Here is a 14,444-nt window from a genome sequence, read left to right as displayed (position 1 = left end):
CGAGGTCAAGCGGGTCCGTGCGGGCGTCCCCGATCAGCGCGAGGACGCGAGGAACGCGGTGAGCGCCGCCGCGAGCTGCGCATCGGACTCCTCGTGCCCGATCGTCGCCGTGCCGTCGCCGGCCTGGGGGCCGTACCAGCCGAAGGCGGCGTGGTTCGCGCCCTCGATCTCGATCGTCACGGCGGAATCGGGCAGCAGGTCGCGCGCGGCGGCGACCTTCTCGGGGGTGCTCAGCCCGTCCTCGGAGCCGCTGACGCTCAGGACCGCCGCGCCGGAGCCGGAGAGGTCGTTCGCGCAGTAGCTGCCGAGCAGGACGAGACCCGCCACGTCGTCGTCCTCCGCCCACTGGCACGCCTTCACTCCGCCGAGCGAGTGCCCGCCGACGAACCACTCGTCGACGCCCTCCGCCTGATCGGCGAAGCTCTCGAGCGAGCGCAGGTCGAAGAAGGCCAGGTTCAGGATCGGCCGGGTGATGACGACGGTCGCGCCCTCCTCGACGAGCGGAGCGAGCGTCGCCTCGTAGGACGCGGCGTCCACCTTCGCGCCGGGGACGAAGACGAGGCCCTCGCCCGAGGAGCGGCCGGTCGGCGTCATCACGATCGCGGAGTCGGTGCGCTCGACGCTCACGGCGCCGTCCGCCCGGACGCGCTCGAGGGCCTCCTCGTCGGGCCCGCTCACGATCGAGGACCACACGAGGAACCCGAGCACGGCGACCGCGAGGAGAGCGCCGAGGACGAGGAGCACGAGGCGCAGCGGCCGGCGCCGTCGCGCGCTCATCGCGCGTCCGCGATCGCGTCGGCCGCCTGCACGAGGGCGAGGTGCGAGAGCGCCTGCGGGGTGTTGCCCGCGTGCCGGCGGTTCTCGACGTCGTACTCCTCCGCGAGCAGGCCCACGTCGTTCGCGAGCCCGACCAGCCGGTCCATCAGCACGCGCGCGTCGTCGAGACGTCCGGAGGACGCGTACTGGCGCACGAGCCAGAACGAGCAGGCGAGGAACGGGTGCTCGCCGCCGGGCAGACCGTCGACGGAGGACTCGGTGCGGTAGCGGTGCAGCAGCCCGTCGTGCAGGAGCGTCCGCTCCATCTCGGCGACGGTGCCGGTCATCCGCGGGTCGTCCGCGTCGAGGTAGCCGACCATCGGCAGGACCAGCAGGGACGCGTCGACCTCGGTGGACCCGTAGGACTGCACGAAGTGGCCGCGCTCGGCGTCGTAGCCCTGGGCGTCGATCTCGGCGCGCACCTCGTCGCGCAGCGCCTCCCAGGTCTCGACGGGCCCGGGGAGGCCGTTCTCGCGCACGCCGCGCACGCCGCGGTCCAGGGCCGCCCAGATCATGACGCGCGAGTGGGTGAAGTGGCGCGGCTCACCGCGGATCTCCCAGATGCCGTTGTCCGGTCGCCGCCAGTTCTGCTCGACGAACCCCAGCAGCGCGCGCTGCAGGGGCCACGAGAAGCGGGTCTCGTCCACTCCGGCCGTCCGCGCCTCGTGCAGAGCGACCATCACCTCGCCGATGACGTCGGCCTGGTACTGGTCGACCGCAGCATTGCCGATGCGGACGGGGGAGGCGCCGTCGTAGCCGGGCAGGCTCGGCATCGTGCGCTCGGGCAGATCGCGCTCGCCCGCGATGCCGTACATGATCTGGACGTCGGCCGGGTCGCCCGCGACGGCACGGAGGAGCCACGCGCGCCACTTCTGCGCCTCCTGCTCGAAGCCGTGAGCGAGCAGGGCCTGCAGGGTCAGTGAGGCGTCGCGCAGCCACACGTAGCGGTAGTCCCAGTTGCGGCTGCCGCCGAACTCCTCCGGGAGCGACGTGGTGGCGGCAGCGACGATGCCCCCGGTCTCGTCGTCGGTCAGCGCCCGGAGGGTGAGCAGCGAGCGCACGACGGCGTCGCGGTACGGGCCGTCGTAGCGGATCGTCCCCGCCCACTCCGACCACCAGCCGAGCGTGCTCTCGAGGGCGCGATCGACGTCGAGGGCCTTCGGCGAGCGGTGGTGCGAGGGGAACCAGGCCATGGACAGGTCGATCGTCGACCCCTCGGCGACGTCGAACTCGGCGGAGTGGACGTGGTCGGTGGCCGTCAGCCGCATGCCGCGCACGACGACCGCGTCCGGGCCCGCGACGGCGACCAGCAGCGGCGCCTCGTCGGTCCCCTCCTGGCGCACCCACGGCACGACCCGGGCGTAGTCGAAGCGGAGCCGCAGCTCCTGCCGCATCCGGACGGTGCCCGAGACGCCCCGCACCCGGCGCACGAGCTCGGCCCGGTCGTCCCGCAGCGGCATCACATCGGTGACTTCGACGACTCCGGTCGACGTGGTCCAGCGCGTCACCAGGGCGAGGGTGTCGCCGAGATAGCGGCGCTCGACCCGGGCGCCGGCGTCGATCGGCCGGAGCGACCACCGCCCCTGGTCGTCGCCCCCGAGCAGGGCTCCGAAGACGGAGGGGGAGTCGAAGCGGGGGAGGCAGAGCCAGTCGATGCCGCCGTCGCGGGAGACGAGAGCGGCGGTGCGGCAGTCGGAGAGGACCGCGTAGTCCTCGATCGGGGAGACCATGCCTGGATCCTCTCAGCAGGAGCCGAGCACTCCCCGTCAAGGCGGAGCATCCGGTCCGAGCCGCGCCGTAGGGTGAGCCGCATGACGCACTCGGTCTCGACTCTGCTCATCCTCGGGGCGACGGGGGACCTGTCCTCCCGCCTCCTCCTCCCGGCCGTCGGCCAGCTGCTGACCCGGGAGCCCGATCGCCGCCTGCACCTCGTCGGGGCCGGCCGGGAGGACTGGACGCAGGAGCACTGGCACGAGGTGCTCTCCTCCTCGCTCGGCACCGTCGCCGCGAGCGGCACCGGCGCCGACGAGATGGTCGCCGGCACGCGCTACGTGCAGATCGACGTGACCGATCCGGAGGCGCTCGCCGCGCTGCTCGCGAGCTGCGAGGGGCCCGAGGCGATCTACTTCGCCCTGCCGCCCGCCATCGCGGCGAAGGCCTGCGACGCGCTCGCGGTGCACGGCCTGCCCGACGGGACCGTCCTCGCCCTCGAGAAGCCGTTCGGCGTCGACGAGGCCAGCGCCCGCGCCCTGAACGAGCGCCTCGCCGCGCTCGTCCCGGAGGAGCGCGTGCACCGCGTGGACCACTTCCTCGGGCGCGCGACCGTCATGAACCTCCTGGGACTGCGCTTCGCGAACCGGATCCTCGAGCCGCTGTGGTCGGCCGAGCACATCGAGAGCGTCGCGATCGTCTACGACGAGCAGCTCGGGCTGGAGGGGCGGGCCGGCTACTACGACGGCGCCGGCGCCCTCATCGACATGATCCAGAGCCACCTGCTGCAGGTGCTCGCCGTCGTCGCCATGGAGGCGCCCTCGACGCTCGACGCCGCCGACCTGCGCGACTCGAAGGGCATCGTCCTGCGCGCCACGCGGATCCGCGAGGAGGACGGCTCGCGACGCGCGCGCTACGGGGCGGGCTCGGTCGACGGCCGCGAGCTCCCGGCGTACGCCTCCGAGCCGGGCGTCGACCCGGAGCGCGGCACCGAGACGCTCGCCGAGCTGACCGTCGAGATCGACACCTGGCGCTGGGCGGGCGTCCCCTTCACCCTCCGCTCCGGGAAGGCGCTGGGGGAGCGGCGCCGCGAGGTGGTGATCCGCTTCAAGCCGGTGCCGCATCTGCCCAGCGGCTTCCACGGCACGGAGGAGCCCTCGGTGCTGCGCCTGTTCCTCGCGCCGGACAAGATGGCGCTCGAGCTGAACATCAACGGACCCGGAGATCCCTACACGCTGGAGCGCGCGTCGCTCGAGGCGACCTTCGGCGAGGGGGAGCTCCTGGCGTACGGCGAGGTGCTGTCCGGGATCCTCGACGACGACCCCTCGCTCTCGGTGCGCGGCGACGCGGCGGAGGAGTGCTGGCGCATCGTGCAGCCCGCCCTCGACGCGTGGCGCTCGGGCGCGGTGCCGCTGGACGAGTACCCCGCGGGCAGCGGCGGCCCGGAGGGCTGGAAGCAGGTCTGAGCGGTCCGCTGCGCGTGCTGCTCGATCCTTGCTGGTCGAGTAGCGCCGGAGGCGCGTATCGAGACCCGTCCCGCCCGGAGTGGAGGGATCTCGATACGCCCGCTGCGCGGGCTACTCGATCAGCAGGAAGGGCGCCCTGCCGGTGCTGGGCAATCAGCAGGAAGGCCCCTGCGTGGGCTGGTCGATCCTTGCTGGTCGAGTAGCGCCGGAGGCGCGTATCGAGACCCGCATCGCCCGGAGCTCCGGGCCTAGCGGGTCGCGTCGACCGGGGCGGCGGCCGGGGACTCGGGCTCGGCCCAGACGGCGATCGGCTGCGGGTCCCAGGTGAGGGCGGCGGGCTCGGTCGCGACGGGCGGGGTCGAGGCGCGCATCACCGGGATGGCGGAGGTGACGGGGTTCGCGCTCTCGGGAGCGCCGGCGCGCAGCTGCTCGGCCTGGATCGCGGCGGCGAGCTCGTGCGCGAGGGAGCGGGCGAGCATCCCGTGGAAGATCGGGTCGCGGTCGTCGTGGCTGCGCCGGGTGACGACCCACGCGCCCTCGGAGCCGACGAACGACGCGAGACGCTCGTGGACCACGGCGAACAGCTCGTCCTGGGTGAGGGCGGGGGCCGCGACGACCTCGGGGGCCGGCTGGCGGCGCCTCAGACGAAACCTCATGACGAACCCCGATCCCGTGCGGCTGACGACTCGCTCCAGTCTCGCCGGGGAAGGGCCGAGAGGCCCCCTGACACGCCGCGCCGGTCGGCGAACGGCGCGTCAGAGGGCCTCGGCGGGCGCGATCAGCGATCAGCGATCGCGCTTCTTGCCCTTCGCCTCCTTGGCGAGCTCCTTCGAGTCGTACGAGACGGAGCCGAAGGCGACGGCCACGGCGATCGCCCAGCTGACCCACTGCAGGGCGAGCCGCCAGTCGCGCGGCCCCTTGCGGGTCGTCTGAAGGATCGACCAGCCGCCGACCAGCGCGCTGATGACGCTCGAGTTGAGGATGAACTTGCGCATCGATTGCCTCCCGGTGTTCGAGACGACGCTACCGGTGTCGTCGGTGCACCCGGACCGGTTGACAGGGCGGGCGGAGGGCGCCAGCTACGGTGAGCTGCCCGGGAGCGGGACCAGCAGAGGGAGCAGCAGGATGCGCACGGCACTCATCGGAGCACTCCTGCTCGCCCTTGGGGCGGTGGCAGTGCTCACGGGCGTCCTGCCGCCGGAGGCGCTCGGCGCGCTCGTCGAGCGCACGGGTCCGATCCTCGCCTTCGTCGTGGCGGTCACCGTCGTCGCCGAGCTGGCGTCCGAGGCCGGCGTCTTCACCGTGGTCGCCGAGCGGGCCGCGTCGTGGGGCCGCGGACGCACGGCGGTGCTCTGGCTCCTCGTCGTCGTGCTCGCGATCCTCTGCACCGTCTTCCTGTCGCTGGACACGACCGCGGTGCTGCTGACCCCGGTCGTCGTGCTGCTCGCAGCGCACGTGGGAGTGCCTCCCCTGCCGTTCGCGATGGCGACCGTGTGGCTGGCCAACTGCGCGTCGCTCCTGCTGCCCGTCTCGAACCTGACGAACCTGCTCGCCGAGCGGCGCCTCGGCGTCGACGGGCCGCTGGAGTTCGCGGCGCTGACCGCCGCAGCCGCGCTCGTCGCGGCGGTGGTCCCGGTGATCGTGCTCGCCGTCCGGTACCGGCGCGAGCTGTCGGGCCGGTACCGGGCGGGGGAGAGGACGCCCGTGGAGGACCGGGTGCTGCTCCGAGGCGCCGGTTTCGTGGTGCTCCTGCTGCTGCCCGCACTGGTCTCGGGGGTCGAGGTGTGGATCCCCGCCTCCGTCGCCGCCCTCGTGCTGGTCGTGCTGTTCGCGGTGCGTCGGCCCGCGGCACTGCGGCCGTCCCTCCTCCCGTGGCAGCTCGTCGTGTTCGCCGCGGGCCTCTTCGTCGCGATGGAGGCGGCGCACCAGCTCGGGCTCGGGTCGGCGCTCGCCGTGGTCGCGGGGCAGGGCACCGGAACCGTCGACCTGCTGCGTCTGGCCGGTTCCGGCGCCGTCGCCGCGAACCTCGTCGACAACCTGCCCGCGTACCTCGCCCTGGAGCCGGTCGCCGCGGATCCCGCGCGACTGGTCGCGCTGCTGATCGGCGTGAACGCCGGTCCGCTGATCACGCCCTGGGCCTCGCTCGCGACCCTCCTCTGGCACCAGCGCCTGACCGCGATGGGGGTGCGGATCTCCTGGACGCAGTACGCGCTGCTCGGTCTGGTCGCGGTCGTGCCGACCGTCGCAGGAGCGACGCTCGCCCTCGCTCTGGCGCAGGGCTGACCGACGGGAGGACACCTCCTGTCCGACACCCGTTCGAGAGGGGCTGGTAGCCTCCTGGGGTCCACGACGACCCGATTCGACGAGGGGTACACCATCTCCGAGCACTCAGTCCCCGATCCTCAGGACGGTGCTCCGGCACCGCGCAACGCGTTCGTGGTGGTGTCCAACCGGCTCCCCGTCGACCGCGTCACGGCGGAGGACGGCACCGCGTCGTGGAAGACGTCCCCCGGCGGACTCGTGACGGCGCTCGAGCCGGTCATGCGCGCGAACGAGGGCGCCTGGGTCGGCTGGCCCGGCGTCGCCGACGAGGTCGTCGCCCCGTTCGAGAACGACGGCGTGCTGATCGTGCCCGTCGCACTGAGCGCGCAGGAGCTCGAGGACTACTACGAGGGCTTCTCGAACGACACGCTCTGGCCGCTCTACCACGACGTCATCGCACCTCCCACGTACCACCGCGACTGGTGGGACGCCTACGTCCGGGTCAACCGCCGCTTCGCCGAGGCCGCCGCCGCCGTGACGGAGCAGGACGGCGTGGTCTGGGTGCAGGACTACCAGCTGCAGCTCGTGCCCAAGATGCTCCGCGAGCTCCGCCCCGACGTCACCATCGGCTTCTTCAACCACATCCCGTTCCCGCCCTACGGGATCTTCGCCCAGCTGCCCTGGCGCAAGCAGATCGTCGAGGGACTGCTGGGCGCCGACGTGATCGGCTTCCAGCGACAGGGCGACGCGGGCAGCTTCCTCCGCGCGGTCCGCCGCCTGCTCGGCTACGACACGCGCAGCACCGTCGTCGAGGTGCCGGTCGAGGAGGAGGCGGTCGAGGGGACGCGCCGCGTCAACCGCTCGCGCCGCGGCGCGAGCGTGCGCCCCGTCGTCGCCCGCCACTTCCCGATCTCGATCGACTCCGCCTTCTTCGAGGCCATGGCCCGCACCCCGGAGATCCAGGCCCGCGCCCGGGAGATCCGCGACGAGCTGGGGAATCCGGCGGTCATCATGCTCGGCGTCGACCGCCTCGACTACACCAAGGGCATCGGCCACCGACTGAAGGCCTTCGGCGAGCTCCTGGCCGACGGCCGGCTGAGCACCGAGGACGCCGTCCTCGTGCAGGTCGCGAGCCCGAGCCGCGAGCGCGTCGACACCTACCGTCAGCTGCGCGACGACATCGAGCTGCAGGTCGGCCGCATCAACGGCGACTACGGCAAGATCGGGCACCCGGCGATCAGCTACCTGCACCACGGCTACCCCCGCGAGGAGATGGTGGCGCTCTACCTCGCCGCCGACGTGATGCTCGTCACGGCGCTGCGCGACGGGATGAACCTGGTGGCGAAGGAGTACGTGGCCTCGCGCTTCGACAACGACGGAGTGCTGGTGCTGAGCGAGTTCACCGGAGCCGCCGACGAGCTCAAGCAGGCCGTGCAGATCAACCCCCACGACATCTCCGGGCTGAAGGACGCGATGGAGGCCGCGGCCCGCATGCCGCGCTCCGAGAAGTCGCGGCGGATGCGGGCGCTGCGGCGCCGCGTGCTCGAGAACGACGTCTCCCGCTGGTCCGAGAGCTTCCTCGCGGCGCTCGCCGAGCACGCGAAGGGCCAGCAGCTCGACGTGCATCCCGCGGCGCGCGGCCAGGAGGCGCCCCTCGGCCAGGAGGCCGAGCACCGCGAGGACTCCGAGCGCGGCAAGGAGGCGGAGGCGCGATGAGCACCGTCACCCCGTCGCCCGTCGACCCGCACCTGCCCGGCGTCCCCGACCGCCTCGTCCTCGCCCTGCGCGAGCTGGCGGCGACGGGTCGGCTCCTGGTCGCCCTCGACTTCGACGGCACGCTCGCGCCCGAGGTCGACGACCCCGCCCGCGCCCGCGCCCTGCCGGAGGCCCGCGAGGCGGTCCTGCGCCTGCTGGCCCTGCCCGGCACCCGCGTCGCCCTCGTCTCGGGCCGCGCGCTCGAGAGCCTGGAGGAGGTGTCGCAGCTGCCCGACGAGGCGCTGCTGGTCGGCTCGCACGGCGTCGAGATCCGCCTCGACCCCGACGAGGACGCCGTGCGCCTGGACCCCGTCGAGCTCGCCAAGGTCGACCGCCTCGAGGGCGTGCTCAAGGGCATCGCCCGCGGGATCGACAACGTCTGGATCGAGGACAAGCCGGCCGGATTCGCGCTGCACACGCGCCTCGCGACCGACAAGCACAGCCGGGTCGCCCACGTCGTCGCGCTGTCGGAGGCCCGCGCCGAGGTCGCGGGCGTGCACGTGCGCGAGGGCAAGAACGTGCTCGAGTTCTCGGTGCGCTCGACGACCAAGGGCGAGGCGGTCGAGCACCTCCGCCGCTACACGGGGGCGACCGCGGTGCTCTACGCCGGCGACGACGTGACCGACGAGGACGCCTTCGCCGTGATGCGCTCCGGCGACGTGGGAGTGAAGAGCGGACCGGGCACCACCTCCGCCGCGTACCGCGTCCGGGGCCCCGAGCAGGTCGCGCACGTGCTCTCCCTGCTGGCGGAGTTCCGCGGCGCCTCAGCGTGACGCACCCGTTGATCGCGGGGCCCGGGAGCGCCGGAGCAGGCGTCGCGAGGCGGTAGCCTCGTCACATGCCGGAAATCGATTGGAAGCCTCGTTCGCGCACCGTCACGGACGGCATCGAGGCCACGACGTCGCGCGGGATGCTCCGCGCCGTCGGAATGGGCGACGACGACTGGGAGAAGCCCCAGATCGGGATCGCGTCCTCCTGGAACGAGATCACCCCCTGCAACCTCTCCCTCGAGCGCCTCGCGCGCTCCGCCAAGGAGGGCGTGCACTCGGGTGGCGGGTACCCGCTGCAGTTCGGCACCATCTCGGTGTCCGACGGCATCTCGATGGGCCACGAGGGCATGCACTTCTCGCTCGTCTCGCGCGAGGTCATCGCCGACTCCGTCGAGACCGTGATGATGGCCGAGCGCCTCGACGGCACCGTCATGCTCGCCGGCTGCGACAAGTCGCTGCCCGGCATGCTGATGGCCGCCGCGCGACTCGACCTCGCCGCCGTCTTCGTCTACGCGGGCTCCATCGCCCCGGGCTGGGTGAAGCTCTCGGACGGCACCGAGAAGGACATCACGATCATCGACTCCTTCGAGGCGGTCGGCGGCGTGAAGGCCGGCATCATGTCCGAGGAGGACGCCAAGCGCATCGAGTGCGCCTTCGCCCCGGGCGAGGGCTCGTGCGGCGGCATGTACACCGCGAACACCATGGCCAGCGTCGCCGAGGCGCTCGGGATGAGCCTGCCCGGCTCCGCCTCGCCCGCCGCGGCCGACCGCCGCCGCGACTACTTCGCCCGGAAGTCGGGGGAGGCCGTGGTCGAGATGCTGCGCAACGGCACCACCGCGCGCGACATCCTGACGAAGGAGGCGTTCGAGAACGCGATCGCCGTCGCGATGGCCTTCGGCGGGTCGACCAACGTCATCCTGCACCTGCTCGCGATCGCCAACGAGGCCGAGGTCGACCTCACGATCGACGACTTCAACCGCATCGGCGACACGATCCCGCACATCGGCGACCTCAAGCCGTTCGGCAAGTACGTCATGAACGACGTCGACCGCCACGGCGGCGTGCCCGCCGTCATGAAGGCGCTGCTGGACGCCGGCCTCCTGCACGGCGACTGCCTCACGGTCACCGGGAAGACGGTCGCCGAGAACCTCGCGGCGATGGACATCGCGCCGCTGGACGGCGAGGTCATCCGCACGCTCGACAACCCGATCCACGCGACGGGCGGCCTCACGATCCTCAAGGGCTCGCTCGCCCCCGAGGGCGCGGTCGTCAAGACCGCCGGCTTCGACGCCTCCGTGTTCGAGGGCCCCGCGCGCGTCTTCGAGCGCGAGCGCGCCGCGATGGACGCCCTGACGAACGGCGAGATCGAGAAGGGCGACGTGGTGGTCATCCGCTACGAGGGCCCGAAGGGCGGCCCGGGGATGCGCGAGATGCTCGCCATCACCGCCGCCATCAAGGGCGCGGGGCTCGGAAAAGATGTACTACTCTTGACCGACGGACGATTCTCAGGCGGCACAACCGGCCTGTGCATCGGACACATCGCACCCGAATCGGTGGACGCAGGTCCCATCGCATTCGTCCGCGATGGGGACCCGATTCGGGTCGACATCGCCGCTCGCTCGATCGACCTACTTGTCGACGACTCCGAGCTCGCCGCCCGCCGAGAAGGCTGGGCCCCCCTTCCTCCGCGCTACACCCGCGGTGTCCTCGCCAAGTACGCCAAGCTCGTGCGCTCGGCGGCCGTGGGCGCCACCACCGGGTGACCCCGGCCCGCTCCGGTCGGCCGCGCACTCGCGCCTCCCGGGTTCCGGACCTCGCGGTCCGGTGCCCGCCGCCGCACTCCCTCTCGAAGGAAACGACACCCGCATGACCCCGGACCCGTCCGCCGTGCATCCCGCACCGACGCCCCAGCCACCCCGTCCCGCCGCGTCCGCTGCGGCCCCGGCCCCCGAGGCCGAGAACCTCACCGGAGCGCAGGCGGTCGTCCGCTCGCTCGAGATGCTCGGCATCGAGGACGTCTTCGGTCTGCCCGGAGGCGCGATCCTCCCGGTCTACGACCCGCTGATGGACTCGTCGAAGATCCGCCACATCCTGGTCCGCCACGAGCAGGGCGCCGGCCACGCCGCCGAGGGCTACGCCTCGGCGACAGGCAAGCTCGGCGTCTGCATCGCGACGTCCGGCCCTGGAGCGACGAACCTCGTCACGGCCATCGCGGACGCCTACATGGACTCCGTCCCGATGCTCGCGATCACCGGCCAGGTCTTCTCGACGCTGATGGGCACCGACGCCTTCCAGGAGGCGGACATCGTCGGCATCACCATGCCGATCACGAAGCACTCGATCCTGGTCACGCGCCCCGAGGACATCCCGCAGGCGCTCGCCTCCGCCGCCCTCATCGCGACGACCGGCCGCCCCGGCCCCGTCCTCGTCGACATCACGAAGGACGCGCAGCAGAACGAGGCGCCGTTCCTCTGGCCGCCGAAGATCGACCTGCCCGGCTACCGGCCCGTCACCAAGGCGCACGGCAAGCAGATCCAGGCCGCGGCCCAGCTGCTCGCCGAGTCGAAGAAGCCGGTGCTCTACGTCGGCGGCGGCATCATCCGCGCCCGCGCCTCCGCCGAGCTCCTGGCGTTCGCCGAGGCGTCCGGCGCCCCGGTGGTCACCACGCTGATGGCCCGCGGAGCGTTCCCGGACTCGCACGACCAGCACCTCGGCATGCCCGGCATGCACGGCACCGTCCCCGCGGTGCTGGCGCTGCAGGAGGCCGACCTCATCCTCGCGCTCGGCTCGCGCTTCGACGACCGCGTGACCGGCAAGGCGGCGCTCTTCGCTCCGCACGCCAAGGTCGTGCACGTCGACATCGACCCCGCCGAGATCTCCAAGATCCGCACCGCCGACGTGCCGATCGTGGGCGACCTCAAGGACGTGCTGCCCGACCTCACCGACGCGTTCGCGAAGGCGATCGACGGCGGCGCGCCCGACACCTCCGAGTGGTGGTCGTACCTCAAGGGCCTCCAGGAGGAGTTCCCGCTCGGCTACACGGAGCCGACCGACGGCCAGCTCTCGCCGCAGTACGTGATCAAGCGGATCGGCGAGCTCACCGGCCCCGAGGGCGTCTTCGCCTCCGGAGTCGGCCAGCACCAGATGTGGGCCGCGCAGTTCATCAAGTACGAGCGCCCCAACTCGTGGCTGAACTCGGGCGGTGCCGGCACGATGGGCTACTCCGTCCCGGCCGCCATGGGCGCCAAGGTCGGCGAACCCGACCGCGTCGTGTGGGCGATCGACGGCGACGGCTGCTTCCAGATGACCAATCAGGAGCTCGCCACCTGCACGATCAACGACATCCCGATCAAGGTCGCGGTGATCAACAACTCCTCGCTCGGCATGGTGCGGCAGTGGCAGACCCTCTTCTACGAGGGCCGCTACTCCAACACCGACCTCAACACGGGACACGACACCGTGCGCGTGCCCGACTTCGTGAAGCTGGCCGACGCGTACGGCGCTCTCGGCATCCGGGTCACGAAGCCCGAGGAGATCGACGACGCGATCCGCCTCGCCATCGCGACGAACGACCGTCCCGTGGTCATCGACTTCGTGGTCAGCCGCGATTCGATGGTGTGGCCGATGGTGCCCCAGGGCGTCTCGAACAGCTACGTCCAGTACGCCAGAGACCACAGCCCGACCTGGGACGACGAGGAGTAGACCGCATGACGCACCACGTTCTCTCCCTGCTCGTCGAGGACAAGCCGGGACTGCTCACCCGTGTCGCCGGGCTCTTCGCCCGCCGCGGCTTCAACATCGAGTCCCTCGCCGTGGGCCCGACCGAGCTCGACGGCCTGTCGCGCATCACGGTCGCGGTCGACGTCGAGGACCTCCCGCTCGAGCAGGTCACGAAGCAGCTCAACAAGCTCGTCAACGTGATCAAGATCGTCGAGCTCGACCCCGACCAGTCGGTGCACCGCGAGCACCTGCTCGTGAAGGTGCGCGTCGACAACGTCACCCGCTCGCAGGTGCTCGAGGCCGTGAACCTCTTCCGCGCCCGCGTGGTCGACGTCGCGACCGACGCGCTCGTCATCGAGGTGACGGGCGACTCCGGGAAGACCAACGCCTTCCTCCGCGTCATCGAGCCCTACGGCATCAAGGAGATCGCGCAGTCGGGCCTGCTCGCCATCGGGCGCGGCTCGAAGTCGATCACCGAGCGCGTCTTCAAGAACTGACCGCGACCACTCCTCAACAGAAAAGGACACACCACGTGACCGAGCTCATCTACGACACCGACGCCGATCTCTCGATCATCCAGGCCAAGAAGGTCGCCATCGTCGGCTACGGCTCGCAGGGCCACGCCCACGCGCAGAACCTCCGCGACTCCGGCGTCCAGGTCGTCATCGCGCTCAAGGACGGGTCGAAGTCGACCGCCAAGGCCGAGGACGACGGCTTCGAGGTCAAGAGCGTCGCCGACGCCGCCGACTGGGCCGACCTGATCATGATCCTCGCGCCGGACCAGCACCAGCGCGCGATCTACAGCGAGCAGATCGCGGACAAGCTGACCGAGGGCAAGACGCTCGCCTTCGCGCACGGCTTCAACATCCGCTTCGGCTACATCGAGGCGCCCGCGGGCGTCGACGTGATCCTCATCGCGCCGAAGGCCCCGGGCCACACCGTGCGCCGCGAGTTCGTCGCCGGCCGCGGCATCCCGGACATCATCGCCGTCGAGAACGACGCGTCGGGCACCGCCTGGGAGACCGCGAAGTCCTACGCGAAGGCCATCGGAGGCACCCGCGCGGGCGTCATCAAGACCACCTTCACCGAGGAGACCGAGACCGACCTGTTCGGCGAGCAGGCCGTGCTCTGCGGCGGCACCTCGCAGCTCGTGCAGTACGGCTTCGAGACCCTCGTCGAGGCCGGCTACCAGCCCGAGATCGCCTACTTCGAGGTGCTCCACGAGCTCAAGCTGATCGTGGACCTCATGTGGGAGGGCGGCATCGCCAAGCAGCGCTGGTCGGTCTCCGACACCGCCGAGTACGGCGACTACGTGTCGGGCCCCCGCGTCATCGACCCCAGCGTCAAGGCGAACATGCAGGCGGTCCTCGGCGACATCCAGAGCGGCGCGTTCGCGAAGCGCTTCATCGCGGACCAGGACGCCGGAGCGCCCGAGTTCCAGGAGCTGCGCGCCAAGGGCGAGCAGCACCCGATCGAGGCGACCGGCCGCGAGCTGCGCAAGCTGTTCGCCTGGAAGCAGACCGACACCGACTACACCGACGGCAGCGTCGCGCGCTGACGCACTGACGTCGGACGGACCGAGGGAACCCCGGACCGTCGAAGGAACCCGCTCCTGCGGGCTCCCTCGACGGGTCGGGGTTCCCTCGCGTCCGGGCCGCCTCTGCTGATCGAGTAGCCCGCGCAGCGGGCGTATCGAGATCCACCATCGCCACGAGGCCGGGTCATCAGCGCATCTGCTGGTGGACGCGGGTCTCGATACGCCCCTGCGGGGCTACTCGACCAGCAGACTGACGAGCAACGCGGTTCCGCCGCTCACTACGCCCCTGCGGGGCTGCTCGACCAGCAGGAGGGGGCGGGGTCTGTTCCCGGGAGATCGAGGCTGAGAGGTGCGGGTCTCGATGCGACCCCGCGGGGCTGCTCGACCGGCTAGGAGGGCGCGCGCAGG

General features: G+C 71.8%; 12 protein-coding genes. 8 read left to right on the top strand and 4 right to left on the bottom strand.

The window, feature by feature from the left end:
* Positions 1-33 precede the first annotated feature (33 nt).
* Together NB037_RS06675 and NB037_RS06670 are read right to left on the bottom strand one after the other, a co-directional pair.
* Positions 34-777 (bottom strand): alpha/beta hydrolase, encoded by a 744-nt coding sequence (locus tag NB037_RS06675; RefSeq protein WP_251944514.1) that lies wholly within the window; start codon positions 775-777, stop codon positions 34-36.
* Positions 774-2,546 carry a glycoside hydrolase family 15 protein gene (locus NB037_RS06670; RefSeq protein WP_251944513.1) on the bottom strand — a complete coding sequence of 591 codons (1,773 nt, stop codon included), beginning with the start codon at positions 2,544-2,546 and terminating at the stop codon, positions 774-776. Before NB037_RS06670 ends, NB037_RS06675 begins: the two co-directional genes overlap by 4 nt.
* A gap of 81 nt (positions 2,547-2,627) precedes the next feature.
* Here NB037_RS06670 and NB037_RS06665 point away from each other — a divergent pair, with 81 nt between their 5' ends.
* Positions 2,628-3,992: a glucose-6-phosphate dehydrogenase gene (locus NB037_RS06665; protein ID WP_251944512.1), complete on the top strand. Its 1,365-nt coding sequence runs from the start codon at positions 2,628-2,630 to the stop codon at positions 3,990-3,992.
* A 248-nt stretch (positions 3,993-4,240) separates the two neighbouring features.
* On the opposite strand, the gene NB037_RS06660 is transcribed toward NB037_RS06665, so the two are convergent.
* Positions 4,241-4,648, bottom strand: a complete 408-nt coding sequence (locus NB037_RS06660) for a hypothetical protein (RefSeq protein ID WP_251944511.1) — start codon at positions 4,646-4,648, stop codon at positions 4,241-4,243.
* A 129-nt stretch (positions 4,649-4,777) separates the two neighbouring features.
* A complete protein-coding gene (locus tag NB037_RS06655; protein ID WP_207404669.1) occupies positions 4,778-4,987 on the bottom strand; it encodes a hypothetical protein in 210 nt (69 codons plus the stop codon).
* A 130-nt stretch (positions 4,988-5,117) separates the two neighbouring features.
* Between NB037_RS06655 and NB037_RS06650 the strand changes: the two genes are divergently transcribed.
* The 7 genes from NB037_RS06650 (at position 5,118) to ilvC (ending at position 14,057) form a co-directional block, all read left to right on the top strand.
* Positions 5,118-6,275 carry an SLC13 family permease gene (locus NB037_RS06650; RefSeq protein ID WP_251944510.1) on the top strand — a complete coding sequence of 386 codons (1,158 nt, stop codon included), beginning with the start codon at positions 5,118-5,120 and terminating at the stop codon, positions 6,273-6,275.
* 159 nt (positions 6,276-6,434) lie between these two features.
* The gene (locus tag NB037_RS06645) at positions 6,435-7,970 is read left to right on the top strand and encodes an alpha,alpha-trehalose-phosphate synthase (UDP-forming) (RefSeq protein ID WP_372490710.1); all 1,536 of its coding nucleotides are present in this window, start codon (positions 6,435-6,437) and stop codon (positions 7,968-7,970) included.
* Positions 7,967-8,782 (top strand): trehalose-phosphatase, encoded by an 816-nt coding sequence (gene otsB / locus NB037_RS06640; RefSeq protein ID WP_251944509.1) that lies wholly within the window; start codon positions 7,967-7,969, stop codon positions 8,780-8,782. Before NB037_RS06645 ends, otsB begins: the two co-directional genes overlap by 4 nt.
* Before the next feature lie 65 nt (positions 8,783-8,847).
* The gene (gene ilvD, locus NB037_RS06635; RefSeq protein WP_207404676.1) at positions 8,848-10,542 is read left to right on the top strand and encodes a dihydroxy-acid dehydratase; all 1,695 of its coding nucleotides are present in this window, start codon (positions 8,848-8,850) and stop codon (positions 10,540-10,542) included.
* Positions 10,543-10,645: 103 nt separating this feature from the next.
* Entirely contained in the window at positions 10,646-12,481 is a 1,836-nt protein-coding gene (locus NB037_RS06630) for an acetolactate synthase large subunit (protein WP_251944508.1), read from the top strand.
* A gap of 5 nt (positions 12,482-12,486) precedes the next feature.
* Complete coding sequence (gene ilvN, locus NB037_RS06625; protein WP_055793566.1) at positions 12,487-12,996, top strand: acetolactate synthase small subunit; 510 nt, start codon at positions 12,487-12,489, stop codon at positions 12,994-12,996.
* A 35-nt stretch (positions 12,997-13,031) separates the two neighbouring features.
* Complete coding sequence (gene ilvC / locus NB037_RS06620) at positions 13,032-14,057, top strand: ketol-acid reductoisomerase (protein WP_207404679.1); 1,026 nt, start codon at positions 13,032-13,034, stop codon at positions 14,055-14,057.
* The last annotated feature ends 387 nt before the right edge of the window (positions 14,058-14,444 follow it).

The sequence above is a fragment of the Rathayibacter rubneri genome (assembly GCF_023743255.1).
Classification (GTDB): Bacteria; Actinomycetota; Actinomycetes; order Actinomycetales; family Microbacteriaceae; genus Rathayibacter; species Rathayibacter rubneri.
This window is presented reverse-complemented; position numbering and strand designations above follow the sequence as displayed.